Source organism: Pseudomonas sp. GW821-FHT02C04 (assembly GCF_059421845.1).
This window is the reverse complement of the sequence record NZ_JBWKVT010000001.1, coordinates 654,258-671,983: the sequence shown is the minus strand read 5'-3', so window position 1 is coordinate 671,983 and position 17,726 is coordinate 654,258. Positions and strand designations below refer to the sequence as shown.

The 17,726-nt window shown below is 58.7% G+C and carries 14 protein-coding genes; 7 read left to right on the top strand and 7 right to left on the bottom strand.

From position 1 onward, the window contains the following. The first annotated feature begins 23 nt into the window (after positions 1-23). The 4 genes from AC07VV_RS03035 (at position 24) to AC07VV_RS03020 (ending at position 3,989) form a co-directional block, all read left to right on the top strand. A complete protein-coding gene (locus AC07VV_RS03035; RefSeq protein ID WP_495035227.1) occupies positions 24-245 on the top strand; it encodes a hypothetical protein in 222 nt (73 codons plus the stop codon). A 135-nt stretch (positions 246-380) separates the two neighbouring features. Beyond that, positions 381-1,181: an enhanced serine sensitivity protein SseB gene (sseB, locus tag AC07VV_RS03030; protein ID WP_495035226.1), complete on the top strand. Its 801-nt coding sequence runs from the start codon at positions 381-383 to the stop codon at positions 1,179-1,181. Between the two features lie 134 nt (positions 1,182-1,315). Continuing rightward, on the top strand, positions 1,316-1,861 hold the full coding sequence (gene ybiA, locus AC07VV_RS03025; RefSeq protein WP_495035225.1) for a riboflavin biosynthesis intermediates N-glycosidase: 546 nt from the start codon (positions 1,316-1,318) through the stop codon (positions 1,859-1,861). A gap of 268 nt (positions 1,862-2,129) precedes the next feature. Continuing rightward, complete coding sequence (locus AC07VV_RS03020; protein WP_495035224.1) at positions 2,130-3,989, top strand: ABC transporter ATP-binding protein; 1,860 nt, start codon at positions 2,130-2,132, stop codon at positions 3,987-3,989. 113 nt (positions 3,990-4,102) lie between these two features. Here AC07VV_RS03020 and AC07VV_RS03015 read toward each other — a convergent pair whose 3' ends face one another. The 3 genes from AC07VV_RS03015 to AC07VV_RS03005 form a co-directional block, all read right to left on the bottom strand. Beyond that, positions 4,103-5,500: a hypothetical protein gene (locus AC07VV_RS03015; RefSeq protein WP_495035223.1), complete on the bottom strand. Its 1,398-nt coding sequence runs from the start codon at positions 5,498-5,500 to the stop codon at positions 4,103-4,105. A 337-nt stretch (positions 5,501-5,837) separates the two neighbouring features. Further along, positions 5,838-6,587, bottom strand: a complete 750-nt coding sequence (locus AC07VV_RS03010) for a class I SAM-dependent methyltransferase (RefSeq protein ID WP_096821790.1) — start codon at positions 6,585-6,587, stop codon at positions 5,838-5,840. Beyond that, positions 6,584-7,738: an MBL fold metallo-hydrolase gene (locus tag AC07VV_RS03005; protein WP_495035222.1), complete on the bottom strand. Its 1,155-nt coding sequence runs from the start codon at positions 7,736-7,738 to the stop codon at positions 6,584-6,586. The genes AC07VV_RS03010 and AC07VV_RS03005 overlap by 4 nt, the downstream gene beginning before the upstream one ends. Before the next feature lie 292 nt (positions 7,739-8,030). On the opposite strand from AC07VV_RS03005, the gene AC07VV_RS03000 reads away from it, so the two are divergent. Further along, on the top strand, positions 8,031-9,092 hold the full coding sequence (locus AC07VV_RS03000; RefSeq protein ID WP_495035221.1) for a YncE family protein: 1,062 nt from the start codon (positions 8,031-8,033) through the stop codon (positions 9,090-9,092). A gap of 3 nt (positions 9,093-9,095) precedes the next feature. On the opposite strand, the gene AC07VV_RS02995 is transcribed toward AC07VV_RS03000, so the two are convergent. The 4 genes from AC07VV_RS02995 to AC07VV_RS02980 form a co-directional block, all read right to left on the bottom strand. Next, positions 9,096-12,173, bottom strand: a complete 3,078-nt coding sequence (locus tag AC07VV_RS02995; protein WP_495035220.1) for an efflux RND transporter permease subunit — start codon at positions 12,171-12,173, stop codon at positions 9,096-9,098. After that, positions 12,170-13,336, bottom strand: coding sequence for an efflux RND transporter periplasmic adaptor subunit (locus tag AC07VV_RS02990; protein ID WP_495035219.1), 1,167 nt, complete (start codon positions 13,334-13,336; stop codon positions 12,170-12,172). Before AC07VV_RS02990 ends, AC07VV_RS02995 begins: the two co-directional genes overlap by 4 nt. After that, positions 13,333-14,682, bottom strand: a complete 1,350-nt coding sequence (locus AC07VV_RS02985; protein ID WP_495035218.1) for an efflux transporter outer membrane subunit — start codon at positions 14,680-14,682, stop codon at positions 13,333-13,335. Before AC07VV_RS02985 ends, AC07VV_RS02990 begins: the two co-directional genes overlap by 4 nt. A gap of 174 nt (positions 14,683-14,856) precedes the next feature. Then, entirely contained in the window at positions 14,857-15,546 is a 690-nt protein-coding gene (locus AC07VV_RS02980) for a response regulator transcription factor (protein WP_495035217.1), read from the bottom strand. 117 nt (positions 15,547-15,663) lie between these two features. Here AC07VV_RS02980 and AC07VV_RS02975 point away from each other — a divergent pair, with 117 nt between their 5' ends. Together AC07VV_RS02975 and AC07VV_RS02970 are read left to right on the top strand one after the other, a co-directional pair. Continuing rightward, a complete protein-coding gene (locus AC07VV_RS02975) occupies positions 15,664-16,356 on the top strand; it encodes a response regulator transcription factor (protein ID WP_495035216.1) in 693 nt (230 codons plus the stop codon). Then, a complete protein-coding gene (locus AC07VV_RS02970) occupies positions 16,334-17,713 on the top strand; it encodes a sensor histidine kinase (RefSeq protein WP_495035215.1) in 1,380 nt (459 codons plus the stop codon). The genes AC07VV_RS02975 and AC07VV_RS02970 overlap by 23 nt, the downstream gene beginning before the upstream one ends. The last annotated feature ends 13 nt before the right edge of the window (positions 17,714-17,726 follow it).

Genomic DNA, 17,726 nt, shown 5'->3' with positions numbered 1-17,726 from the left:
AAGCGGCATACGGAAAAACACGGATGACTTCTTTCAGAAATCTTGGCTTCTGGGGCAAAGTCTGGGCCTGTGCCTGGATAGCGTTCCTGCTGCTGACTTCCGGCGATTCAGGCACTAACTGGATGGATATAAGCTCATCCGGCCGCAAGCGTGTCTTCAGTCCTGGCTTTCTCGTGCTGTGCGTATTTGTAGCTGTGGTTGAGCTGATACTACTCAACCACTTCTATGGTGCGCGAATGAAGTGAAGGCAAGGCAGATCACGTGGTGTGGGCCCTTGTGCTGCAGATTCATCAGCCTTGTGTTCTTCCCGTTTTCACAGCAGCGTGAAAAACTGCGCACGCTTTGCTACTCACTTTTTGTCTGTTTTGATGGAACTGCCGATGGACATCATGGATACCCAGCAAGAAAACACCCTGGAAAAGTCACTCAGGCTGGCGGCGGATGAGCCGGCCCACCGACCCGAGTTTTTCAAGACACTGTTGAATTCCACTATCTACATCCTTGGCACAACCGGTACTGGCGAAGGTCTGTCCAGCCTTGAAGCTGGCAGCAACATCAGCATCGCGCATTGGCAAAAGCCCGACGGCTCAGCTGTCATACCGTTTTTTTCTTCGTTGCAAACACTACAAAAATCCATCGAAAGTGAAGAGTCCTACATCGAGATCCCGGCCAGATCGCTGTTTGAAATCACACTGGGCACCCCTCTTTTCCTTAACCCCAAGTCTCCTTACGGCAAAGAGTTTTTTCCCGAGGAAGTGAGCCACTTGCTCTCCGACGAGATCGGCCAAAAACCGACGCAGCGCACGGTCGAAAAAGACACTCAAGTGCTGCTCGGGCAGCCATCGCAATATCCCGCGAAGATGGTCAACTCGCTCACCCAATTACTCGCCAAACATAACAACGTGAAGCGTGCGTTTCTGGCGTTGATGCATGACGCATCGTCTGATCAAAAGCCTCACCTGGTCATTGGTATCGAAGCGAACGGCGATATTGAACGGGTCATGCTTGAAGCCGGCAACGTTGCCAGGGACACCGCTCCGGATGGCGAACCCGTGGACCTGTACCGCGTTCAAGAAGGTGATCCAGGCCTTGGCGATTACTTCCTCAAGCAAACCGCCCCCTTCTATGAACGGAAGTTGGCAGGCTGGCTGCGCTCATTGTTTGGCTTTGGCAAGGCGTGACAGAGCACAACACCGTGTTAACGGTGCCGAGAAAACTGTGCACCAGCAAAGACAAGTAATCCCTTCGATCGAAATTTACCCTGCTCCGTCATACTAAATCTCCCACCGCAAAGCCAATTGCCGAGGAAACCTCATTGCAAGATTCAAAGTATCTGGAAGACCTCCGCTCCCGCTTCAACTCAGGAGAGGCGCTTGAATTTACGTTTTTCTGGGGACACCAGCGAAGCAAGAGCGGCGTTACAGCGTCGTGCTTCAGCCAGTGGTTCGAGGCCGAATTCGCTGTCGACGGGCAACGCTACGCGACTGCCGAGCATTTCATGATGGCCGAGAAGGCCGCCTTGTTCGGCGATCAGGAAGTTCGTGCTCAAGTGCTCCAGGCACCTACACCCAATGCAGCGAAAGCGCTGGGCCGCAACGTGCGTGGATTCAACGAACAGGATTGGCTGCAACACAGATATGCAATTGTCGTCCGGGCCAACCAGGCCAAGTTCTCTCAGAACCCGGAGTTGAATGCATTCCTCAAGGACACCGGTTCGCACATCATCGTTGAGGCAAGCCCGGTTGATAGCATCTGGGGCATCGGGCTCGCCCAGGACCACGAAAGCGCGAGGAACCCCAACCTGTGGCAAGGCCTGAATCTGCTGGGGTTCGCGCTGATGCAGGTCCGCGACGGAAGCTGATTCGTCCACTATCACACTCTAGCGATCCAGTCGCGGTGGTGAACACCGCGACCGATCTAGCGGACAGTCATCATGCGACTTGCGCGACCGCCCTCTCATGCTCGCTTTCGTGGACGTAAATCCATGAGTCGTTTCCAGTAATCGGCCCGTTCCATGATCTGACCATCCGTGAGCACCACACGAAAATCGTCCGCTGGCTGTCCTCCTGTCCGGGGCCAATGACGAAGATGGCATACTCCCCCTGAACTTGATCATTTCGGAGACCCCTATGCTTCGCGTGTTTGAACGCAGGCTCGACCCCTTCCCCCCCGACGAGGCGCCGCCACCGCCGGTTGGCCTGATGCGATTTCTGTGGGCCTGCACCCGCGGTGCCCGTGGTTATGTCCTTGCCCTTGCGTTGTTGAGCGCCAGTGTGTCGATCTACGAAGCCTGGTTGTTTTCCTTTCTCGGGCAAGTGGTGGACCTGCTTTCGACCTGGCAGGCCGGTGGTGAAGTGAGCGGGCAAGAAAGCCGAGTGCTGTGGGGGATCGCAATCGTGTTGCTCACCAGCATCGGCCTGGTGGCGTTGCGCACGATGGTGCAGCACCAGATTCTGGCGATCAATCTGCCGCTGCGGCTGCGCTGGGACTTCCATCGCCTGATGCTGCGGCAAAGCCTTTCGTTCTTTTCCGATGAGTTCTCCGGCCGGGTCACGACCAAGGTGATGCAGACCGCGCTGGCAGTGCGCGAGGTGCTGTTCACCCTCATCGAAATCGCGCCCGGCATTGGCGTTTACTTTATTGCGATCATCGCGCTGGCCGGTGGTTTTGCCCTGAAACTCATGCTGCCCTTTCTTGCCTGGGTCGCGCTGTTCGGGTTGGCGATGCTGTACTTCGTGCCGCGCTTGGGGCAAGTCGGGCAGGAACAGGCCCATGCACGCTCCTCGATGACGGGGCGTATTTCCGACGCCTACACCAATATCACCACCGTCAAACTGTTCTCGCACTCCAACCGTGAAGCGCATTTCGCACGCGCGGCCATGGAGGATTTCAAGCAGACCGGTTTTCGCCAGATGCGCCTGGTCAGCCAGTTCGAGATCGTCAATCAGGCGCTGGTAGTCGGATTGATCCTTGGCGCAGGCGGCTATGCCCTCTGGCTCTGGCATCAGGGCCAGGTCGGTGCGGGTGCTGTGGCGGCGATCACCGCCATGGCGCTGCGGATCAATGGCATGTCGCACTGGATCATGTGGCAAATGACATCGCTGTTCGAAAACATCGGCACCGTGCAGGACGGCATGGCGACCCTGACCCGTGGCCCGAAAGTGCAGGATGCGCCGGACGCCGGCCTGCTGGTGCCTTCGGGCGGCGCCGTGACCTTTGACAACGTGCACTTCAACTACAGTGGCGAGCGTCAGGTGCTCGACGGATTGAGTCTGAAGATTCGCGCGGGCGAAAAAATCGGTCTGGTGGGCCGCTCCGGTGCCGGCAAATCCACGCTGATCAATCTGCTGTTGCGGTTCTATGACGTCGACAGGGGTGAGATTCGCATCGACGGGCAGAACATCGCTCAGGTAACGCAAGACAGCTTGCGCAGTGCAATCGGCATGGTGACGCAAGATACGTCCCTGCTGCATCGCTCGATTCGCGACAACATCGCCTATGGCCGCCCGGATGCTACCGATGCGCAAGTGCGCAGCGCCGCGATCAATGCCCAGGCCGACGGTTTCATCAGCCAACTGAGTGATCGCCAAGGCCACTCGGGCTATGACACGCTGGTGGGCGAGCGCGGCATCAAGCTATCGGGCGGCCAGCGCCAACGTATCGCCATCGCCCGGGTGATGCTGAAAAACGCCCCGATCCTGCTGCTCGACGAGGCCACCAGCGCACTGGATTCCGAAGTCGAAGTCGCCATCCAGGAAAGCCTCGATGAAATGATGACGGGCAAGACTGTCATTGCCATCGCCCATCGGTTGTCGACGATTGCGGCCATGGATCGTCTGATTGTCATGGATGAGGGCCGCATCATCGAACAAGGCACCCACGCAGAACTGCTGGAAAGAAACGGCACCTACGCGCGACTCTGGCAGCACCAGAGTGGTGGTTTTCTGGGTGAGGATCAAAGGCTGGATGAGGCGATGGACCGGGCGTGAAAATAGGAAAATGAAAATAGGGACAGATTTATTTTTTCGTCCCCACCAAATCGACAAAGCCCTGATTATTCAGGGCTTTGTCGTTTCCGGGCTTCCTGGATATTACAACCAGGTCAACGCCCAGGGCACTTCAAGACTTCGCCATTGGCAGCGCCGCAACGGATGAGATCCCTGACGTCCGGGTTTTTAAAGTAGTCAACGTGCGCGTTCAGGGGAAGCTCGATGATCAGGAGCTTGGGGGTATTCTGCACAAATACGTCTGTCACATCGATCCGCGGCCGCCCCCCCGGCGTAGCCTCAGCGTTGGCGTACCAACTCGGGATATGCCAGGTGAGCAGGTCATTTGTGTCATTGAAAGAGACTATCTGAAGGCCGTCGGTTTGTTTTCCGGTCTTCGTTTCTACGGTTGATTTTAAATCTGCGAGTTCCGAAAGAACATTTCCGTAAACAGCCGGTCCTGCGTTTTCTTGCGACTGAAACGAAGGAGCATCAAGGTCACTTACAGGAAATAACTGCCAGAAAAAAGGATGTGCAACGCTATCACTGGAGCGGGCTAGTGGCGGAACTTTGGCCAAACCCAGCAACGAAAGCTGATTCGCCATCATGTAGAAGGCAGGCGTATTCGTGATCATGTTTTCGATGAATCCCTGAGCGCTGCTGCGTTCGCTGTAGCAAAAAGGGTTGGTCTCACTGTCTTTTTTCCGGTCCAGTAGGTCGAGGAACATGTCGTAAGTCATGCGACTGCCCAGACTGTGGGTCACGAATAAATTCTTGTGCGGTTTTTTTTCACTTTCCTGCGCAGAGGGCCATACACATTTTTTATCCTTGTCCGTAGGCGTGATGGCATGGCAAATCCCCTCTGCAAGCCCCCGCACCATGGTCTGCCCATAGGTTCCGGTATAGAGAATGGCATCGGACAAGTTCCGGTCAAAAACCTGCTCCTTGATTGTTTTGTCGAGCAAAAGCCTTGGTGGCGCCTGTACCGTTGGAGGAATTTTCGGGTCGGGGAACTCAATGCATGGCTCGCGGTTTTTATTTGCGAAAACAGACGGCGAGTCATATCCAAGCTGATTGCTTTTCAGCCATCGGGTCAGGGGTGACCAGGTAATTTCAATCGCCTCTACGCTCACTGCGCGGTCCCTGTCAGGCAGACTCAGAGAGTAATTTCTTTTGCGGACGTTCACCTCTGAATACGGGTCTTTTTCTCCCCCCATAAAGACGTTCACATTGATGGATTCATCAGATTTGATTCCGCCGGGTACGGGTTTCAATCCCATCGCAGCAGCGTTTTTTTCATTCAACCAGCCGTCAGGACCGAGGGCGTAACCCGGACAGTGATCTCCTACACCATGAACAAAAAACAGCCTCACAGGGGTGTTGTCAGGGAGCAGTTTCTGTAGCGGTTTTATAGTGCCTGGAGAGTTATCGCTGGCATTGTAGATAAGAGGGGTGGACGAACAAGCGGACAAACTCAAAACGATAGTTGCGCAGAGCGCGCGAGGGATGTTCATTTTCAGACTCCTTGCCTATGGATGTAGCTATCCACTGATGGGCATTGAAGTCATGCAGATTTGAAGCTGGCGGAGCGCACACAGATGCCCATGTTGAGGTTAGGTGTAAAAACCATGGCTGCAACCTGCGCAAACTCGCACAAGCGTCTTGATGAGTCCGCGTGCTGAAGGGTAACCCTTTCCTCAAAGACCGGTTGACCGGCCTTTGAGGCAAGGAAGATACGCTGAATGAGTCAGGCGCTGTTGGCCGCTACGACTGAGCGGCTGACCGGCGCACGTTGAGCGCGGATTCCCGAAAGAAAAAACCATGACCACTCAGACAGCGCATCACTGCAAATCACAAGCGGAAGTACGATACGTAAGGCAGGAACGGCGAGCGCTTAACCTGAATAGTGTTCATGTCAAACACTTCAAGCAGCGCTTGTGTTTCGCCTGGGAAGTGAGGGCAGTTCAGCTCGTCAAAAACCAGAATCGAACCTTTTGACAGTCGTGGCTTGATCGCTTCCAGTACATCCTTCGTCGGCTTATAAACGTCCATATCGAAAATGGCCATCGAGATGAGCGAGTGAGGATTGTCTTCAAGCCATTGTTTCGAAGTCTCTGAGGCATCACCCTTGATCAGGGTGAACTTCTTCAGGTGATTATTGGGGCTTAGCGACTCTTGAGCCTGGAGCAGCCGCTCCAGCAAATTCTCATAACCATCGTCTACATGAAAGTCGCCCGCTTTGACTTGCGCGCCATCTTTCTCGTCAACTTCGGCAAAACCGCTGAAGGTGTCGAAGCCAAAGATATGCCGCGAGTAATTGTAGGGCTCCTTGATAGCCCGAAGATTCAGCAACGTTGCCAGACTGCTGCCGTAATGAACGCCAAACTCACAGATCGATCCCGCAACAGGGAGCATCTCGTCGTACAGGAGGTTAAGGTTCAGGATTCGCGCCAGCGAAGGTCGTGACAGCGTAGCAACCGAAGGCCAGTTCCAGTATTCCCCTGCGATTGTATGAATCTCGCCATGAATATCCCGCAGTTCCTTGTAGGCATCCGCCTGGCTGGGAGGGGTAAAAAACAGCTGACCGTCTTGAGTTTTCATTTACTTTCCATCAAAAAGTTAAGACCGTTCGAAATGAGTTTGCTTTGAATCAGGTACGCCAGTTTGGAAACCTTGGCGTGGATACTGGATATGTTTTGATCCGGCCTGTGCACGAGCCCCATGCCTCCGATGATAATCGCCTCCAGCGTCAACTCGGCGTTCAATATCCGTGACCAGACATGCCGCGAAGCCTCGTAGCCGACGGTACCGCTCTCATATTCATCCGACGCCGTGAGCAATCTGACGGGAACAGGACCGCCCACGGCCTTGTTCAGAAAACGCTCGAGCTGCCCAAGCAGCAAATCAAAGAGCTCTTCACCTGTTGACTCGTGGAGCTGGCTCGTTTTTATGTCGATTCCGGACACACACTGGGTGAACGGCCCTGGATTTCGGCGCAAAAAGTCTTGTGCAAGATCATAGAGCGACCCTCTATCCCAAGAGGCCGGGTATTGATACAGCGATTGATTCGCGTAATAGAAGCCCTTGTCGAGTCCCAAGTGTTTAAGGTTCGCCGTGGTGGCGGCCTGATAGGACTTGAATCGGGATTCGATCATCTCGTCCGCACTTTGCTTGTCAAAGGACGGGTAGTTGACCGGGAAACTGTCAGCGATACCGAATTGAATAAAAAAGTAACGGCTTTCAACCGGGACAGCACTCAAGCATTCATTGAGCGCATCGGTAAGCGCAACCGGATATTCGTGCCAGTTATCATTGGCATGAATAACCGCATCGGTTTCAGACACGACAGTCACAATCGAATCATATTCCGTGAAATCCGGATTGATGAAGCATCTCAACTCCACCCCATCGACGTAATAGGCTTCTTCTGTCAGCTCAACCGGATAGCGGCCGGTGAGGCGTTCAATCCGCTTGGAAAGCCCATTCGTCTTGAATTTCGGAACAAAGAACGTGGCATCCGCCAAATGCTGCTGAATGAAAAACTCATCCAGATGATCATCATGGCCATGCGAGATAATGACATTAAGTTTATCGGCCGGAAGAGAAAGCAACTTCTCAATCATTGTTGTTCTGGGTGACGGGTTTTGAATCCAGCCGCCAAACGCAGGAGAAACATACCAGGGATCAGTAAGAAAATAACTGCCCTTCTCTTCCAGAAGCAATGAGGCGTGATTGACAAACTCTATATCCAACTGCCTAACCCTTCATATATTAATTAATCAAACTGTGAGTTAAGCAAAAGAACAACAATCTCAAAAAAAAACCCGTTGCCAGTTTACTGACAGACCACCACTAAACGCAGCCGCTACACCACTTTGTATACATATTCAATGACCTGCTCAAAAAAATAACACACCCGGGCTCAGTACGAAAAGTAGCAACACGGTCGTCGCAGCGCGCAGATCAGCAAGGTACTCTGGGCCTGTATCGGCCGCCAAACGCGATTCCACACCTGTCCATCCAACAAAAATACTGAGGTCTTTGATGTTGTTTTCAAAAACGTGGCTCGCACTTGCAGGCCTGGCGCTTGGCCTGATCGGCCCCCATGCTCAAGCGAAAGAGCCGCTGCTATACACCCTCAGCGCCTCAACGGTATTGCCAGGCGACGGTCACAGTTGGGGCTTCGCGGCACTGGAACCCAAGGGGCCGCACCTGTTCGTGGCCCGCCGGGAAAATGGACTGTCGGTGTTCGACGTCGAACAGCAACGGTTGGTAAAGACCCTCGACAACTCCGTCGGCGCCAACGCCGTCACCTTCGTGTCTGAGCGTAATCGGGCGTATGTCGCCAACATGGACGGGACGTTGGGGATCGTGGCGCTGGATCGCCTGCAAGTCCTGCAACGGCTGAAGCTCGATTCCGGCAACCTCAACAATCTGCTTTACGACGCCAGCCGTGACCGGTTGATCGTCACCAGTGGCCGGCGCGGTGATCATTCGACGCTGTACCTGATCGACCCGAAAACCGATCGCCTGACGGACGCGGTGGACGTGCCAGCGCAAAAGCTCGACGGCCCCGTCATTCTTGAAAACGGCAACTTCATCGTGCCCATGCGCGATGAAGACCAGGTCGCCGTTCTTTCCGGAAAGAAGCTTGAACACCAGCAGCTCTGGACATTCAAAGGCTGCAGCAAGCCCAGCGCTCTGGCCGTCGACGAACCGCATCAACGCCTGTTCGTGGCGTGCCGAGGCGGCGATCCCGTTCTGGTGATCGCAGACCTGACCACGGGCAAGGCCTTGAACACCCTGCCGATCGGCCGCGCCGTGAACGCGCTGGCTTACGATCCCGTGAAAGACCAATTGTTGGTGCCCAGCGGCACCGACGCCAGTCTTGCGATCGTCCAGCGCGACAACCAGGGCCAATACCAAGTGCGCGGTACAGTCGGGACGCGGCCGTGGGCCCACAACATGGTGCTGGACACCAAACGCAGTCAGGCCTACCTGTTCACCGCCGACTTCACCCAGCCGGCACCGAGCCGGGAACAGCCCAAGCCCGACCCGGTGTTTCACCCCGACACCTTCACGGTCCTGACCTTCAAGTCGCAGTAAGCGTCAGGATGCCTCGATGATCCCGGCGGCTTGCGTCTTGCGCCGCCGACGCTCGAACCACAGGTACACCACCGGCGTGGTGTAGAGCGTCAGGATCTGCGAAACCGCCAGACCACCGACAATCGCGATACCCAGCGGCTGACGCAACTCAGAGCCAGCGCCATGCCCGAACGCCAGTGGCACGGCCCCGAGCAAGGCGGCCAACGAGGTCATCAGGATCGGTCGCAAGCGCAACAGGCACCCTTCCCTCACCGCGTCCCGAGGCGACAGCCCGCGCTGCTGCGCCTGCAAGGTGAAGTCGACAATCATGATCGCGTTCTTCTTGACGATGCCGATCAGCAGAATGATCCCGATCATCCCCAGCACCGACAGATCCTGCCCGCACAGCATCAAGGCCAGCAGCGCACCGAAACCGGCGGACGGCAAGGTCGAGATGATCGTCAGCGGGTGGATCGCGTTTTCATACAACACCCCGAGCACGATGTAGACCGTCAGGATCGCCGCCAGAATCAGCCACGGCTGCGACTTCAGCGAATCCTGAAACGCCTGGGCGGTGCCCTGGAAACTGCCCACCACCGTGTCGGGCATCGCGACCGCCAGCGACGCCTGATTGATCGCGCTGACCGCTTCGCTCAAAGCGTGCCCCGGCGCGAGGTCGAACGACAGGGTAATGGCCGGAAACACGCCCTGATGGTTGATGATGATCGGCACTTGTTCGGTCTTGATACTGGCCAGCAGGTTCAGCGGCACCAAGGCTCCGGAGCTGGCGCGAACGAACAGATGCTCAAGGGTGGCAGTGGACGTCTGCCAACTCGGGTCGAGTTCGAGAATCACATGGTTCTGATCCAGTTGGGTGAACATCGTCGCGATCTGCCGCTGGCCGAACGCGTCATAGAGCACGTCATCAATCGCCTGAACGGTCACGCCCAGGCGCGCAGCGGTCGGACGGTCGATCACCAGCGTCGATTGAGCGATGGCCTGCTGCTGATCAGAGGTGACGTGCTGCAGTTGCGGCAAGGTCTTGAGTTTGGCCAGCAGCACCCCGCTCCAGTGATCCAGCTCGACGCTGTCCGGGTCTTGCAAGGTGTATTGATACTGAGTCTTGCTGGCCCGGCCGCCGATCTGGATGTCCTGGTTGGCCTGCATGAACACCTTGACCCCGGACAACCCGTCGAGCGCCGGTTGCAGGCGCCGGATGACCTCGGCCGCGCTCGCCGTGCGCTCACTGAACGGCTTGAGGTTGATCATCACCTTGCCCTGGCTGACCGTCGGGTTCGGGCCGATCCAGAAATACACCCGAGCCACTGCCGGGTCCTGGCCGATGATCTCGGCCGCGCGGTTGACCTGTGCACGCATGGCGATCGGCGAAATGTCCGCCGCCGCTTCCGCGACGCCCTGAATCAGACCATTGTCCTGCTGCGGGAAGAACCCCTTGGGAATCCCGACGTACAACACCGCCGTGGCTGCCAGCGTGGCAATCGCCACCGCCATGGTCAGGCGCTGATGATCCAGCACCCAGTCCAGACTGCGTCGATAGCCGTTGTGCAGTCGGTCGAACACGCGCTCGCAGGCCTGAGCAAAGCGCCCCTCCTCCTGATCGGCATGGGGTTTGAGCAGCCACGCGCAGAGCATCGGGGTGATGGTCAGCGAGACGATGCCGGACATGATGATCGCGACACTGACGGTCACCGCGAATTCACGCATCAAGCGCCCGACGATGCCGGACATCAACAGAATCGGCAGGAACACCGCGATCAGCGACACCGTCATCGAAACGATGGTGAAACCCACTTCGCGCAAGCCATCGACCGCCGATTGCAGGCGCGACTTGCCCATTTCCAGGTGCCGGACGATGTTTTCCATCACCACAATGGCGTCGTCCACCACGAACCCGACGGCAATCGCCAGGCCCATGATCGACAAGTTGTCGAGGCTGTAGCCGAGCAAATACATGACGCCGAACGTGGCCACCAGCGACAGCGGGATGGTCAGGCTTGGAATCAGCGTGGCGGTGGCCTTGCGCAGGAACACGAAGATCACCACGACCACCAGCGCAATCGACAGCAGCAAGGTGAACTGCATGTCATTGACCGACGCTTCAATAGTCTGGGTACGGTCGCCCACCACTTGCACCTGCACGTCACGAGGCAATGAAGCGGTCAGCTCAGGCAACTTGGCCTTGATCGTGGCGATGGTCGACAGCAGGTTGAAACCCGGCTGTTTGTGGATGTCAACAATGACGGTGGGGTCGCTCCCCAGTTGCGCGGCTTGCTGAGTGTCCTCAGCCCCGGCGATCACCCGGCCCAGGTCGCCGAGTTTGATCGGCATGCCGTTTTTATAGGCGACGACCTGATCGCGATAGTGCTGCGGATCAAGCAACTGATCAGTCGCGCCAAGGGTGATCGAACGGCTCTGGCCATCGAGCGTGCCCTTGGGCTGATCGAGTGTGCTGACGCCGATCACGCTGCGCACATCTTCGAGGGTCAAACCACGTGCAGCCAGTGCATCGGGATCGATCTGCACACGCACTGCCGGTTTCTGCTCGCCATGGAAATCCACCAGGCCGACGCCGGGCATCTGCGACAGGCGCTGGGCAATGTAGTTGTCGGCGTAGCGATCCAGCTCCGGCAGCGTGCGGGTCGGCGACGTCACCGCCAGCGACAACACGGTGCCTTCGGCCGGGTTGACCTTGTTGAAGGTGGGCGCGCTGGACATGGCCTTGGGCAGGTTCGGGGTGGCGGTGTTGATTGCCGTTTGTACGTCCTGCGCAGCGCCGTCGATGTCCCGCGACAGATCGAATTGCAGCACGACCTGAGTCTTGCCGGCCGCACTCGACGAGGTCATCGAAGTGACTTGCGGCACGGCAGCGAAGGCCCGCTCCAGTGGGGTTGCCACCGACGACGCCATGGTTTCGGCGCTCGCCCCCGAGAGTTTGGCGGTGACCTGAATGGTCGGAAAATCCACCGTCGGCAGCGGTGCCACCGGCAACTGGAAGTACGCGAAAGCCCCCAGCAGCATGACGCCGAGCGCCAGCAGGCTCAGCCCCACACGCCGTTGAATCAGTCCGGCCAGCGCATTCATTGGGCGGCCTCCGCCAGATCGGCGGTGGTGTCAGTCTTTACCGGCATCACCTTCAACCCCGGTGCCACCCGCGACTGGCCCTGCACCACAATGGTTTCGCCCGCATTCAGGCCTTGGCGAATCCACTGCTTGCCCTCCACCACATTGGCCGCGTCCACCAGACGCGGCTGCACCCGCTGATCGGCATCGACCACGTAGACGAAATTGCCCTGACGCCCCAATTGCACCGCATCGGCGGGGACAACGGCCACGTCGCGATGGGTCTGCACCAGCAACCGCGCACTGACCAATTCACCCGGCCACAGTTTGGCGTCAGCGTTGTCGAACTGCGCCTTGAGCTGGATCTGCCCGCTGGCCGCCGTCACCTGGCTGTCGATGAAACTCAGATGCCCCTGGGCGATTTCCTGCTGGCCATCGCGGGTCATGGCAACCACTTGCAAGGCGCCTTTGGCGTTCTCTTCAAGAATTTCCGCCAGTTCGTCCTGGGACACGGCGAATGCGACGGAGATCGGATTCATCTGGGTGATCGTCACCAGCCCCGTCGCCTCGGCACCGTGGGCAATCGCGCCGACATCCAGCAAACGCTGGCCGGTGCGGCCGGTCAGCGGCGCCTTGACCTGGGTGAACTCCAGTTGCAGACGCGCCGCATCCAGCGCCGCTTGATCGGCCTGTACGGTCGCCTGTTGCGCGGCCAGTTGCGCGCGGTAAGTGTCGACGTCCTGAGTCGGGCCAGCCTTGGCGGCAGCCAGTTTACTGGCCCGGTCGAGATTGACTTTCAAGTTCGCCAGTTGCGCCTGATCCTTGGCCAGCAACGCCTGCGCCTGAGCGACCTGGGCCTGATAGACCCGCGGATCGATCACCGCCAACAGGCTGCCGGCGGTGACGGTCTGCCCTTCATTGAACAGGACTTTCTGCAACTCGCCGTCCACCCTCACCCGCACATTGACGCTGTTGAGCGCCTGCACGTTGCCGATGGCACTGATCCACACCGGCAGATCCTGACGGCTGACCTTGCTCATCTGCACCGGAATCGCGCCAACATCACTTTTTACCGGCGCAGCGTGAGCCTGTTTGATCCATTGAAAACCGCCGACGGCCACCGCCAGCGAAAGTGCCGCGACGCCCAGGAAAACGGCGCGACGACGTGGGTGCAGGACAGTCATGGGTGAGTCACCTGAGCAGAAGAATTGAGTGCGAGGGCATCAGCGGAAAAGTCTCCGCCCAGAGCGCGGAACAGACCGACAGCCGCTTGCAGGTGTTGCAGGCGCACCTGCAACAGCGTGTCTTCGGCCTGATATTGCGTGCGTTCGACGATCAGCAGCGTCTGGAAGTCGGTGGAGCCGAGGCGATAGCGAACCTGCGCCAGACGCGCCGCTTCCCGTGCCGAGTCCACCGCCGAGGCGTTCAACGCGTAACTCTTGTCGAGTTCGCGGGCGGCGCTGATCTGGGTTTCGACGTCTTGCAGTGCTTCGATGATGGACTCGCGATAACTCGCGGTCAGCTCCTGTACGTGGGCCAGATCGAAATGCAGTTGGCCCTTGAGTTGGCCACCGGCAAACACCGGCTGGCCAAGGGTGCCGACGACACTCCAGATCTGCCCGCCGGCAAGAGTGTCGATGCCGCCCAGCAGGTCCAGCGACAGGTTGGGCAGGAACGCTGCACGGGCCACGCCGACGTCGAAATTGGCGGATTTCAACCGCGCTTCGGCAGCCTGGATGTCCGGTCGCTGGCGCAGCAGACCGATTGGCAGGCCGGTCGCCGGTTGCGGCACTCGCAAGGCACCGAGGCCGTCGCCCTGCAAATGGAACCCTTGCGGTGGCGCACCCACCAGCACCGCCAGTTGATACAGCGCCTGATCCCGCTGCTGACGAAGGGGCGGCATCGCGGCTTCGAAGGTCTGCATGGCGTTGCGCTGCTGGGCGACCTCAAGATTGGAAACCGCGCCCTGACTGGCCTGGATCTCCACCAGATCGAGCACCTGCCGGGCATCGTCGGCGATCGACTGGGCCAGACGCAGGCGTTCTTCCAGCGACAGCACCTGAAAGTAGCTGTCAGCGATGCTCGCGCTCAGACTCATGCGCAGGGTCTGGGCATCGAACGCGGTGGCGTTGGCCAGCGCATCGGCCGAATCGGCGGCGGCCCGCTGCTTGCCCCAGAAATCCACTTCATACGTGGCTTCGGCAAACACACTGCGTTTTTGCGTGGTGCCGTAATTGTTCTGGCGCTGAAAGTTGCCGCCCAGATTCAGCGCCGGGTATTGCCCGGCACCGGTGACCTGCGCAGACGCCCGCGCCTCGTCGATACGGCTGATCGCTGCTTTGAGGGTGAAGTTGGAGGCCAGCCCGCGATCGATCAACTGATCCAGTTCGGCACTATGAAACTCGCGCCACCATTGCCCACCCGCCGCCGATTGACCGCCGGAAGCCTCGTTCCACTGCTGGGCCAAGGGCAACTCGGGCTGCCGATACTCGGGCACCATCGAACAGCCGCCGAGCGTCAGAACGCCCATCAGGATCAACGTCGCTGATGATTGAAATGTAACGCGCCGTCTGCGCGCCTTCGTCTTTGGAACCGACATGAGCAAGCTGTCTCCCCCGCTTGAGCCTTTGTGGAGCGATCCACGAATGCGGCGAAGATAGCGAGGGGTGCCTGCCAGAGCGTTCCCCGGCAGATAAACTTTTGTTTAGCCTTGCTCGGACGTCGTCTGGAAGCTGTAGCCGGCGCCGGGGATGGTCCGGATCAGCGAATGGTCGAAACCGTCATCGAGTTTGCGCCGCAGGCGGTGAATGTGTTTGTCGATGACGTTGTTGTTGGGGTCGAACTCGTAATCCCAGGCACTGTCGAGCAACATGTCGCGGGTGACGATCTGGCCGCTGTGGCGCATGAGTTTTTCCAGCAACAGGGCTTCGCGGTGCTGCAAGGCAATCACCTTGCCTCGCCGCACGGCCGTGCGTGTCGCGCAGTCCAGTTGCAACTCGCCGACCACCAGTTGCCGCGCTGGCCCTGCGATCTGATCGCGCCCGCGCAACAAGGCTTCGAGCCGTGCCAGCACTTCGGCGAACGCGTAGGGCTTGGCGAGGTAGTCGTCACAACCGGCCTGCAAGCCTTCGACTTTCTGCTCGGTCGCTGCCTGGGCGCTGAGCATCAGGATCGGCACCCTTACCTGCCGGGCGCGCAAGGCCTTGATCAAACCGATGCCGTCGAGGCCGGGCAAGCGCCGGTCGACGATCAGCACGTCGTGTATCGCTTCCAGCGCCATGTCCAGACCGCTGTTGCCATCGCTGGCGACATCGACCACATGCCCGCTTTCGCTCAACCCGCGCAGCAGGTAAGCAGCGGTCTGGGCGTCGTCTTCAACCACGAGAATGCGCAAGGCACCTACTCCATCAAGCCAACCTGAACTTTTATTTATCCGGCGGGAACGTGGCGCGACCGCAGGCTTTGCCACACTATGCCATCTCTGCCTGATGATGTGAGTGGTTCAAAAGCCATGACCCATGTTCTGGTCGTCGAGGACGACTTGCCCACCTGCCGCGAAATCGAAGCGGCCCTCACCGACCACGGCTTCACCGTGAGCAGCGTCGACAATGGCCGCGATGGCCTGCTCAAAGCCCTCGGCGAGCCGTTCGACCTGATCGTTCTGGACCGCATGTTGCCCGGTGGTCTCGACGGTCTGGGCGTACTCACCGCGTTGCGCGCCGCCAGCGTGAACACGCCGGTGCTGATTCTCAGCGCCTTGAGTGCGCTGGACGAACGGGTTCGCGGCTTGCGTGCGGGCGGCGACGACTACCTGACAAAACCGTTCGAGTTCATCGAATTGACCGCCCGCCTGGACGCCTTGAACCGGCGCCGCGCCGAGCCGGTTGCCCAAATTCAGGAAACCCGTCTGAAGGTCGGCAATCTGGAAGTCGATCTGCTGAGCCGAACCGTCCGACGCGGCGAGCGCACCATCGATCTGGTGCCCCGGGAATACGCGCTGCTCGAACATCTGGTGCGTCATGCCGATCAGGTAGTCACCCGAACCATGCTGTTCGAAGCGGTGTGGAATTACAGCTATGACGAGCGTACCAACGTCATCGAAGTGCACATGAGCCGATTGCGCCGCAAGGTCGACGGTGACGGCGAGCCGCCGATGATCCATACCATTCGTGGAGCCGGGTATGTTCTCCGTTCACCTGAGTGAAATCCCGCGCACCATCAGCTTTCGCACGGCGCTGCTGTTTCTCGGGCTGTTCGGCTGCTCGTTTCTGGCGTTGTTCGGTTACGTCTACTGGCAAACCGCGTTCTACCTGAAAACCGAAGCGGACACGGCCCTCTATCGACAGGTGGAAAACCGCAGCGCACAGCCGCCGGAACTGCAATTGCAGGAGATCCGCAAACACGCCCTGCAGGACGTCGAAGCGCGCCTGCCCCACAGCCTGTTCGACGCTGACGGCAAATTCATTGCCGGCGTGATCAAGCAACTGCCGCCCTTCTCTGCCTATGACAAGCCGCAGGAATTTCGCTGGCTCAAGTCCAACGGGCATCATCGACCGGTCCGGTTCATCGTTCATAAACTGGCCGACGGCAAGACGCTGCTGGTCGCCCAGGACGTCCACGACATTCGCGAATTCGACGAACTGCTGATCAACGCGCTGATCTCCGGCGGCCTGCTGCTGTTGCTGGTCGGGTTGCTCGGCGCCGTCGTGCTGGGTTATTCGGCGCATCGCCGGCTGGATAAAGTCAGCCGCTCGATCAAAGGCATCATCGAGGGCGACCTGACCGGGCGTTTGCCGGTTCAGGGCAACAACGACGACATCGACCGATTGGCCTCGGTGGTCAACGGCATGCTGGATGAACTGGAACGTTTGATGAGTGAGGTCAAAGGTGTGTGCGATGACATCGCCCACGACCTTCGCACCCCGCTGACACGCTTGATCGCTGGCCTTGAACGCACCCAGCGCCGGGGCCTGGATGAAGCGCAATACGCCGCCAGCATCGACGCGGCGCTGACGGAAGCCAAGGCTTTGCTGCTGACCTTCAAGGCCCTGCTACGCATCTCGGAAATCGAAAACAGCGCCCGACGCAGCCACTTCGCCCCGCTGGACCTGAACCTGATCAGCGCCGACGCCGCCGAGCTGTATGAGCCGTTGGCCGAAGAACGCGGCATCAGCCTGACCATCGAAAACAGTCAGGCCCCCGCGATCATGGCGGGCGATGCACAACTGCTGTTCGACGCCTTGTGCAATCTGCTCGACAACGCCATCAAATTCTCGCCCGACCACAGCCAGGTGTGCCTGAGCGTGATTGCCGATCAGGACAGCGTCGGGATTCGCGTCACCGACAACGGACCGGGCATTCCCCCGGCCGAGCGTGAGGCGGTGTTGCGCCGGTTGTACCGCGCCGAGTCCAGCCGCCACACCCCGGGCAACGGATTGGGATTGAGCATGGTGTCAGCGGTTGCGCGTTTGCATGACATGCGGGTGACGGTGAGCGATGCGGCGCCGGGCTGTCGGATTGACTTGCTGGGCAAGGCAACGCCGGTTATCGACCGGCCTTGAAAAACGGGCGCCA

What these genes read in the sequence shown, in the direction of transcription:
- AC07VV_RS03035 (WP_495035227.1), top strand. Translation starts at nt 24, where the DNA reads ATGACTTCTTTCAGAAATCTTGGCTTCTGGGGCAAAGTCTGGGCCTGT.
- sseB (WP_495035226.1), top strand. Translation starts at nt 381, where the DNA reads ATGGACATCATGGATACCCAGCAAGAAAACACCCTGGAAAAGTCACTC.
- AC07VV_RS03020 (WP_495035224.1), top strand. Translation starts at nt 2,130, where the DNA reads ATGCTTCGCGTGTTTGAACGCAGGCTCGACCCCTTCCCCCCCGACGAG.
- AC07VV_RS03015 (WP_495035223.1), bottom strand. Translation starts at nt 5,500, where the DNA reads ATGAACATCCCTCGCGCGCTCTGCGCAACTATCGTTTTGAGTTTGTCC.
- AC07VV_RS03010 (WP_096821790.1), bottom strand. Translation starts at nt 6,587, where the DNA reads ATGAAAACTCAAGACGGTCAGCTGTTTTTTACCCCTCCCAGCCAGGCG.
- AC07VV_RS03000 (WP_495035221.1), top strand. Translation starts at nt 8,031, where the DNA reads ATGTTGTTTTCAAAAACGTGGCTCGCACTTGCAGGCCTGGCGCTTGGC.
- AC07VV_RS02995 (WP_495035220.1), bottom strand. Translation starts at nt 12,173, where the DNA reads ATGAATGCGCTGGCCGGACTGATTCAACGGCGTGTGGGGCTGAGCCTG.
- AC07VV_RS02990 (WP_495035219.1), bottom strand. Translation starts at nt 13,336, where the DNA reads ATGACTGTCCTGCACCCACGTCGTCGCGCCGTTTTCCTGGGCGTCGCG.
- AC07VV_RS02985 (WP_495035218.1), bottom strand. Translation starts at nt 14,682, where the DNA reads ATGGGCGTTCTGACGCTCGGCGGCTGTTCGATGGTGCCCGAGTATCGG.
- AC07VV_RS02975 (WP_495035216.1), top strand. Translation starts at nt 15,664, where the DNA reads ATGACCCATGTTCTGGTCGTCGAGGACGACTTGCCCACCTGCCGCGAA.
- AC07VV_RS02970 (WP_495035215.1), top strand. Translation starts at nt 16,334, where the DNA reads ATGTTCTCCGTTCACCTGAGTGAAATCCCGCGCACCATCAGCTTTCGC.